This is a genomic window from Micromonospora hortensis (assembly GCF_022230935.1).
Taxonomy (GTDB): domain Bacteria; phylum Actinomycetota; class Actinomycetes; order Mycobacteriales; family Micromonosporaceae; genus Micromonospora; species Micromonospora hortensis.
In genome coordinates, this window is record NZ_JAKKFE010000049.1 from 1 (window position 1) to 8,506 (window position 8,506).

The window sequence follows — 8,506 nt, forward strand, 5'->3', positions numbered from 1 at the left end:
CGGCCGCCGGGCCGGCCGGGCGGGCGGCGGCGGCCGGGTTCGCGAGGGCTGTCGCCCCGGCCGTCGCGATCAGCGCGGCGGCGGCCGTGGCCGCCACCATCCTGAACAGATTCGTTCGTCTCATCACTGTCCTTGTCGTCGGGGGACGGTTGCCGCGGTGGCTGGACCACGGGGTGGGGGTGCGGCGGTGCAGCGCCGGCCGACGCGAGAGGGCCGGTATCGAGAGAGACGGGATGACACGGGCGGCGCGGGGGCGCCGCTCGGCCTGGAAACACCAGATGGGTACGACCATCAACGGGCCTCCCCAGGAGGCCCGTTGAATCTTCCGAGAGCATGCACAGAACCGTGCATACCTTTGTCAAAATCTTGCGTTACTTTGGCCCAAAGGTTACTGACGTGCTACGAGAGCGTCAACACTTCGACCACCGTGACTATTGACGGACTTGTCTGCCCTGACGGCCGCAGCCCGCGCCGACCCGCCCACGAAATCGGGGAAGGTGCCGCCTCCCGACTGCTGGAGGCCACACCTTCCCCGAAGTTGCGCGGATCTTGCGTCAGGTCGTACCGGAACGATCAGGCATCTGGTGCCGTCAACATGAAGGTCTCCAGCGACTCCCCGCCGTACCAGTCGGTGCGCCGACCGACATGGGTCATGCCCAGCCTCCGAGCGACAGCCATCGACGGCTCGTTGCTCGGCGACACGACCGCATAGATCTCCCGGGTACCAGCGGCGAACTCCCGGGCCACCGCCGCACGGGCCGCCTCGGTGGCATAGCCGTGACCCCACGCGTCCGGGTGCAGGTGCCAGCCCACCTCGATGTCGTCGGTCCGGCGTGACTCGTCGCGCCCCGGCAGCGGCTTGAGCAACAGAGTGCCCACCACCTGACCCGTCTCGCGTACCTCGATCGCCCACGTGCCGTACCGGCCGCCGTCGGCGGCGTGCCGCTCCTGCCAGATCCCCAGCCGCTCGGCGGCCTGGGCCGGGTTGGTCATCGGCAGACCCGACGCCACGCCCAGATACCGGCTGATCTCCGGACGCGAGTAGATGTCGTAGATCCGGGCCAGATCGGCCGGATCGTCGGCCCAATCTCGCAGGATCAGGCGTTCGGTGGTGAGAACAGTCATGACCGGCGATCTTAAGGAGTGACGGCCGCGCCGACAGGGAAGGAGGACCCGATGGGCAACGGATGGCAGCGCGCGAAACGGATCACCAGTGCCGCGTTCCGTCCGGTGCGTGGACGGGACCTGTCGCTGCACGCCGCCGCGATCACCTTCTACGGGGCGATCGCCGTGGTGCCGGTCGCCCTGCTGGCGATCTGGCTCACCGCACTCGTGGCCGGGGCCGACCGGGTACGCCGGCTCACCTCGTACGCCGTGGAGGCCCTGCCCACAGCGATCGGCGCGCCCCGGGCGGTGGAGGCGCTGGTCGACGCCGGGGTGGGGTTGACCCCGCTGCTGGCGCTGGCCTCCCTGCTGCCCGCCTCGCTGTACGGCGAGGGCCTTCGACGGGCTTTCGTCTCGGTGGCCGCGCCCCGCTCCGACGAGCACCTGGTCGGCTGGCGGGGCCGGCTCCTGCTGCTGCCGCTGCTCGCGCCGGCCCCCGCGCTGCTGCTGTCGATCCTGCTGGCGCTCCCGCTCACCACCCGGCTCGTACGCCAGGGCGGTTGGCTCGGTGTGCTCGGCGTGGTGCTGTCGTTCCTGGCGGTCTGGCTGGTGCTGACGCCGGTGCTGGTGTGGGTGTTCCGGGTCGTCGGGCCGGCCTCACCGGACTGGCTCTCCACCCTCGGGGTCGGGTCGTTCACCGCGGCGAACCTCTCCGGCTTCCTGCACGGTTTCGTGCTCTTCGCCTCGCTCCCGCTGGACCTGGGAGTGCCCTTCGGCGGTTTCGACGACATCGGCGCCGGCGTGGCCGTCCTCCTCTGGCTCTATCTGTTCCACGTGATCGTCCTGGCCGGCTACTCCGCCACCCTGGCCCTCTCAAACTGGCGCACCACCCACCCCCGCCCTTCCCACTCCCCCACCCCCAACCCGCCGGGTTGATCATGAAGTTATTGCCACGACACGCCGCGCTGGGAGGCAATAACTTCATGATCACCGAGGGCTGAGGGGGCCGGGGGGCCGGGGGGGCCGGGGGCGGGGCGGGGCGGGGGGTTAGGGGGTGTTCAGGGCTTCGGTGGGGGTTAGGCGGGCGGCTCGGATTGACGGGTAGACGCCGGCCACCACTCCCACCAGGAGGGCGCCGGCTATCCCGCCTGCCACCGCTGTCAGGGGGATCGTGGGCGGCCAGCCCTGGTAGCTGGCGTAGCCGACGGTGGCGAGCACCCCGAGGGCGGCCCCGGCCGTGCCGCCGAGCACGCTGAGCAGCACCGACTCGGTGAGGAACTGCACCCGGATCTGGCCGCGGTTCGCGCCGAGCGCTCGGCGCAAGCCGATCTCCCGACGGCGCTCCAGCACCGAGATGACCATCGTGTTGGCCACGCCGATCCCGCCGACCAACAGGGCGACCGCCGCCAACCCGAGGAACAGCGCGGAGAAGCTGTCCTCGGTGGCCCGTTTCGCGGCGAGCGCGTCGGAGGGGCGGCTGACCTGTACCAGCCCGGGCAACTGCGGGTTGAGTGTGGCCGGCAGCACGGCGCGCACGTCCTCCAAGGCGTCCTCCCTGGCCCGCAGGTAGACGACAGTGGGGTGACCGTCGAAGCCGAGCATGGCCTTGGCGGCGTCCCACCCGACCAGCACCGAGCGGTCGAGATCCGGGGAGAGCGGCAATGGGTCCAGGATGCCGATCACTGTGAACCAGCGCTCGCCGATGAACACCTGAGGTGGTTGCCGGGGGTCCACGGTGGCGAAGCCGAGCCGGCTCGCCGCGACGTAGCCGAGGACGGCTGTCGGCAGCCCGGCAGAGCCGGCGTCGAGGGCCCGCCCGCTGCGGATCCTGCCGTTGACGGTCCCCAACAGGTCCGGCCGGGACGCGAGCACGGTGAGGCCGGACGTGTCGTACCGGTCCAGCAGGTCGTTGCGGCGTACTGCCGTGTGGGTGTTCGCGACAGCGCTCGCGGTGTCGACCGGCCCGATCCGCGTCGCCATGGCGGCGGCGTCCTCGGGCAGGAGGACGGGCGGGTTCTGATCCGGCACGGGCTCGGCCCGCAGCAGGTTGGTGCCGAGGGCGGAGAGCTGGTCCATCAGGTCGCGCTGGCTGGACGCGGGTATGCCCACCACGACGACCAACGTGGCGATGCCGATGGAGATGCCCAGGGCGGAGAGGACGGCCCGCATCCGGCGGGTGGTCAGGCCGAGCAGACCGAGCCGGAGTACGTCGGTCGGAGCGAGCCGGGCCGCGCTCACGCCCCGCTCCCGGTGCCGGTGTCGGCGACGATCCGGCCGTCGCGGATCTCCACCCGTCGAGGCGTACGGGCGGCGAGATCGCGGTCGTGCGTGATCACGGCGATGGTGGTGCCCTCCGCGTTGAGGTCTGTGAGCAGGGCGAGAACCGCCTCCCCGTTGACAGTGTCGAGGGCGCCGGTCGGCTCGTCGGCCAGCACCAGCGCGGGCTCGTTGACGAGGGCCCGCGCTATCGCCACCCGCTGCCGCTCCCCGCCGGAGAGCTGCTGCGGCAGGTGGTCGACACGGTGCGCCAGGCCGACCCGGGCCAGCGCCTCGACAGCGGTGCGGCGACGGCGACGGCGGGGCACCCCGGCGTAGAGCAGGCCGGTGGCGACGTTCTCGGCGGCATCCAGCCCGTCGGTGAGGTGGAACTGCTGGAAGACGAAACCGAGCCAGCGGCCCCGCAGCGCGGAGAGCCGACGGTCGGACAGCGCGGTGACCTCCTGCCCGGCGACGCGTACCCGGCCGCTGGTCGGCAGGTCGAGGGTGCCCATGATGTTCAGCAGCGTGGACTTGCCGGACCCGGACGGCCCGACGATGGCGAGCATCTCGCCAGCGCGCACTGTCAGTGAGACGTCGTCCAGTGCTGTCACCCCGCCGGGGTACGTCCTACTGACCCCCTCGACGTTCAGCACCGGCTCGGCGATCACGATGCCGTCACCACGTCGAGGCCCTCGGTCACACCGGTGCCGGTGACCTCGACCAGGCCCCGGGCGAACATCCCGGTGTCCACGGCCACCAGCCCACCGTCGGGCAGTTGCAGCGCGTGCCCGCCCTCGCGGAGCGCCACCAGCGCGCCGACCGGCACCGCGAGCACGCCCTTGTGGACGGCGGTGGTGAAGCGGACCTGCACAGTTGCCGCGTCCAGCCTGGCCACGTCTGCCGCCCGCGTCGGTGCGACGAGGACGTCCACCGTCGGCGGGCTGCCCTGCCCGGTGCCGCCGTCCGACGCACCGCCGCGCACCGTCTGCGAGATCGAGGCGACCTTCGCCGGGATCTCCGAGCTGTCCGGCAGGGCGACGACCACTGCGGCGCCCACAGTGATGGCGCCGACCTCGGTGGCCCCGACCGGCACGGTGACCAGCTTGACCTTCTCGGTGACGGCCAGCAGCTCACCGGCGACCGGGTCACCGGGCAGCGCCTTCACCGCGCTGACCCGGGCCGGGCCGGTCAGCACGGCGACCTGCCCGACCCCGACAGTGCCGGTGGGGTCCAGGCCGAGCGCCTGCTGCCACTTCCTGATCGCGCCGACGAGGCTTCCGGTGAGCAGCGCCTGACCCGTGCCGATCTTCGTGCCGTCGGTGCCCCGGGACGGCTGCGAACCGGTGTGGTAGCCCAGCGCCCTCAGGTTGTCCGACACGATCCGTACGTCGCTGCCCACCAGACCTGGCTTGTCGAGCGTGCGGAAGAGCGGCGTCCCGCCGAACAGCACCGGCACCGGTCGGTCGTTCACCCAGTAGAGCGGCTTGCCCCGGGCCACCGTGTCGCCCACCTTCGGCAGCCGGGTGACGACGCCCTCCCCGGCGCCCTTCACCAACCGCTCCGGGCCGAAGCCGAGCGTGCCGTTGAGCGAGCGGCTGTCCGACAGGTCGGCCCGGGTGACAGTCGTCGTCGTCACCGGCGGTGGGGCGCTCGCGACGTCACCGCCGGGGTGACGCCGCAGAGCCAGCGCGCCGACGCCGGCACCGACGGCGACCACCAGGGTCACCACCGCCACCACGATCGCCTTCGGACGGGTCGTCCGCCGACCAGGATCGTCGGTCGGGTTACTTCTTGGCACCGAAGATCTCCATCGTGCATTCCCTCTCGGCAGCGGCCAGGGCAGGACCCTCAAGGCCGCCGGCCGGGTCGGCGACCCCGTCGTCGTAGGTCCAGCCGGAACCGTCCGGCAGCGAGTGGATCTTCATGCCGCGTCCGCGCAGGCACTGGACGTAGTCGTTCCACTGGCTCACGTAGTTCGGGTTCTTCTCCGGGTCCAGCTCCGGCGGCTGGAGCGGCAGTTTGTTCGCGCACGCCACGTACGCCGCCTTCGGCTCCCCGCTCTGGTCGAGGGACAGGCCCGTACCGTCCCCCACCGGGCCTGGTTGTGACCGGCCGTCGTTCAGCTTCACGCCGTTGTCATGCAGACAGATGTTGTACGTCCCCCAGAGCCGCTCCTCCTCCTCGTCGGTCATGTCCAGGCGAAGCTGCGGCCGACCGTTGGCGGCACCTCCCGCCGGGGTGGCGCTCGCCGGGGCGGACGGGGTGACGAGTGACGCGACGTCACCGCTGGCGGCGCCCTTGTCGGCGCTGGACGCACCACCGCCGCAGCCGGTGAGGGCGACGGCGAGCACTGTGACCGCGGCGAGTCCGGCGGCGACCCGATGGGTTGAGTTGGTCATGGCGTGCAGCTTCACGCCCGGGTGTCAGAGACCTGTAAGGAACCGGTCGTCATCCGGTAGCCCCAGCTCAGCGGCCGTGCTGGAACCCGTCGAGGCCACGTACAGTCGCTGCCGTGTGTGCGTACGTGCTGGTAGCCGAGGACGACCAGAAGCAGGCGGAGCTGGCCCGCCGGTATCTGGAACGCGAGGGGCACGAGGTGGTCGTGGTGGCCGACGGGCGGGCCGCCCTGGAGCAGATCCGTCAGCGTCCCCCGGCGCTGCTGATCCTCGACGTGATGATGCCGAAGGTCGACGGCCTCGACGTCTGTCGCATCCTGCGCCGGGAGTCCGACCTGCCGGTGCTCATGCTGACCGCCCGGTCGACCGAAGACGACCTGCTCCTCGGCCTCGACCTGGGCGCCGACGACTACATGACGAAGCCGTACAGCCCGCGTGAACTCGTCGCCCGGGCCCGCAGCCTGCTGCGCCGGGGCCAACGGACGCAGGCGGACCCGGTGCTGCGGGTCGGCGCGGTGCACGTCGACCCGGTGCGCCACGAGGTACGCAGCGACGGACGCCTCGTCGACTGCACACCTGGCGAGTTCCAGCTGCTCCAGGCGATGGCCGCCCAGCCCGCCCGGGCGTTCACCCGGGATCAGCTCCTGGGCTACCTGCACGGGTTCGACAGGTACATCACCAACCGGACCGTCGACGTGCACGTGATGAACCTCCGCCGGAAGATCGAGCCGAACCCGCGCAAGCCGGCCCGGTTGGTGACCGTGTACGGCATCGGATACAAGTTGGTCGAAGAGTCACCCCGTGTCGGGTGAGGTCCCGCTGCGCCGCAGCCTGCTGCTCCGACTGCTGGCGTTGGCCGTCCTCATCGCCATCGGCTCGATCGCGGCGACCGCGTGGCTGGCCGTCCGCACCACCACCGGGGCGATCCGGCAGGAGCAGGGGAAGGCGCTCGCCGACGACGCGCGCATCTACGACACGGTGCTCGGGTACGCGGCGACCCACCCGAACTGGGACGGGGTCGACGCGGCCCTTCGGCCGCTCGCCCAGGACGTCGGCCGGCGGATCGCCCTGACCACCGACACCGGTGCGCCGATCGCGGACTCGGCCCCCGGCGCTGGCCCCTTGCCGACGACGTCGTCCGCGACAGTCGACGCGCTCGCTGTCGACACCGCCCTGATGCCCGGCACCACACTTCCGGGCAGCGGTGACAGCGGCACCAGCCGCATCGACCCGCGCACCACCGGGCCGTACCTGCTCCCGCCCGAGGAGCGCGCCGCACTGCGCGACAGGGCGGCCGAGGCGGTCCAGTGTCTGCGGCTGCGGGCGCAGATCGACGCCACCGTCGTGGACGGCCCCACCGGCCGCCCACGGATCGACACCCCGGGCACCAACCTCGCCGACAGTGCCGTCTGCGGCCAGCTGAGAGAGGATCTCGCGACCCGTACGCCCACCGAGGGCAAGGCGCTCGCCCAACTCAACGCCCTGGTGAACACCTGCCTGGCGCGGCGTCGCCTGCCCGCCGTACAGGTGGACCTGAACTGGACCTGGACGAGGCAGCCGGCGGCCAGCGCACCCGACTCCCGCAGCGCGGCCGGCGTCGACCAGGAGCACAACCGGGCGGTCAGTGCCTGCGTCGGCACCAGTCGACGCGAACAACTCCTTCCGTACGTCGCTCCGGCCGCGACTCTCTTCGTCAGCGACCCGGGCGGTCGCCAGTCGACCACCTTCGACCTCTCCCCCGGCAACCAGACCCGCATCGTCGCGGTCGCCGGTCTTGTCCTGCTGGTGACGATCGGCTTCACAGTCCTGGCTGGCATCCGGTTGACCCGTCCGCTGCACGCGCTGACCGGGGCCGCCCAGCGGATGCGCGACGGCGACGTCGCCGCACGGGTCAGGGTGACCGGCCGCGACGAGATCGCCCGGTTGGCCGAGGCTTTCAACGACATGGCCGAACGCCGGGAACGGCTGGAGCAGCTACGCCGGGCCATGGTCAGCGACATCGCCCACGAGATGCGTACGCCGGTGAGCAACATCCGGGGCTGGCTCGAAGCGGTCGAGGACGGCGTCGCGGCCCCAGACCGCCGGCTGCTCTCCTCACTGCTGGAGGAGGCGACACTGCTCCAGCACGTGATCACCGACCTGCAGGACCTGGCCGAGGCCGACGCGGGCGCGCTGCGGCTGCACCGTGAGGATGTCTACCTCACCGACCTGCTCGCCCAGGTCGCGGAGGCGCACCGGGCCCAGGCCGACCGGGTCGGCGTCACCATCACGGTACGCACCGGGGCCGACCCGCAGGTGGACGCCGACCCGGTGCGACTCCGCCAGGCCGTCGGCAATCTGGTCACCAACGCGGTACGGCACACCCCGTCGGGCGGGCGCGTGACGCTCAGCGCCAGCGCTACCGACGCCGAGGTCATCGTCTCGGTGACCGACACCGGCAGCGGTATCAGCGCCGAGGACCTGCCCCGGGTCTTCGACCGCTTCTGGCGGGCCGAGAAGTCCCGGAGTCGGCAGACCGGCGGCAGCGGCCTGGGCCTCGCCATCGTGCGCAAGCTCACCGAGGCCCACGGCGGCACTGTCAGCGCCACCAGCACCCCCACCCAAGGCTCCACCTTCACCCTCCACCTACCCCCACCCGCTGCCCCCACCCCCACCACCCCAACCCCCACCCCACCCTCCGCCCCATCTGGTTGATCAAGAGGTTTGCGTCACCACCAGGCAGTCAAATGACGCAAACCTCTTGATCA

General features: G+C 71.6%; 8 protein-coding genes. 3 read left to right on the top strand and 5 right to left on the bottom strand.

Going from position 1 to position 8,506, the window contains the following annotated elements; translation table 11 throughout:
* Window positions 1-573: 573 nt before the first annotated feature.
* On the bottom strand, window positions 574-1,125 hold the full coding sequence (locus NIE111_RS27075; RefSeq protein ID WP_238687132.1) for a GNAT family N-acetyltransferase: 552 nt from the start codon (window positions 1,123-1,125) through the stop codon (window positions 574-576).
* A gap of 51 nt (window positions 1,126-1,176) precedes the next feature.
* Here NIE111_RS27075 and NIE111_RS27080 point away from each other — a divergent pair, with 51 nt between their 5' ends.
* A complete protein-coding gene (locus tag NIE111_RS27080; RefSeq protein WP_238687133.1) occupies window positions 1,177-2,040 on the top strand; it encodes a YhjD/YihY/BrkB family envelope integrity protein in 864 nt (287 codons plus the stop codon).
* A gap of 111 nt (window positions 2,041-2,151) precedes the next feature.
* Here the strand turns inward: NIE111_RS27080 and NIE111_RS27085 are convergent, their stop codons facing one another.
* The 4 genes from NIE111_RS27085 to NIE111_RS27100 form a co-directional block, all read right to left on the bottom strand.
* Entirely contained in the window at window positions 2,152-3,273 is a 1,122-nt protein-coding gene (locus NIE111_RS27085; protein WP_238687138.1) for an ABC transporter permease, read from the bottom strand.
* 65 nt (window positions 3,274-3,338) lie between these two features.
* Window positions 3,339-4,028 (bottom strand): ABC transporter ATP-binding protein, encoded by a 690-nt coding sequence (locus tag NIE111_RS27090; RefSeq protein WP_238687139.1) that lies wholly within the window; start codon window positions 4,026-4,028, stop codon window positions 3,339-3,341.
* Complete coding sequence (locus NIE111_RS27095) at window positions 4,028-5,161, bottom strand: efflux RND transporter periplasmic adaptor subunit (RefSeq protein ID WP_238687134.1); 1,134 nt, start codon at window positions 5,159-5,161, stop codon at window positions 4,028-4,030. The genes NIE111_RS27090 and NIE111_RS27095 overlap by 1 nt, the downstream gene beginning before the upstream one ends.
* The gene (locus NIE111_RS27100; protein WP_238687135.1) at window positions 5,148-5,762 is read right to left on the bottom strand and encodes a hypothetical protein; all 615 of its coding nucleotides are present in this window, start codon (window positions 5,760-5,762) and stop codon (window positions 5,148-5,150) included. Before NIE111_RS27100 ends, NIE111_RS27095 begins: the two co-directional genes overlap by 14 nt.
* Before the next feature lie 113 nt (window positions 5,763-5,875).
* Here NIE111_RS27100 and NIE111_RS27105 point away from each other — a divergent pair, with 113 nt between their 5' ends.
* Window positions 5,876-6,571, top strand: coding sequence for a response regulator transcription factor (locus tag NIE111_RS27105; protein WP_238687136.1), 696 nt, complete (start codon window positions 5,876-5,878; stop codon window positions 6,569-6,571).
* A complete protein-coding gene (locus NIE111_RS27110; RefSeq protein ID WP_238687137.1) occupies window positions 6,561-8,453 on the top strand; it encodes a HAMP domain-containing sensor histidine kinase in 1,893 nt (630 codons plus the stop codon). The genes NIE111_RS27105 and NIE111_RS27110 overlap by 11 nt, the downstream gene beginning before the upstream one ends.
* Window positions 8,454-8,506: the final 53 nt, after the last annotated feature.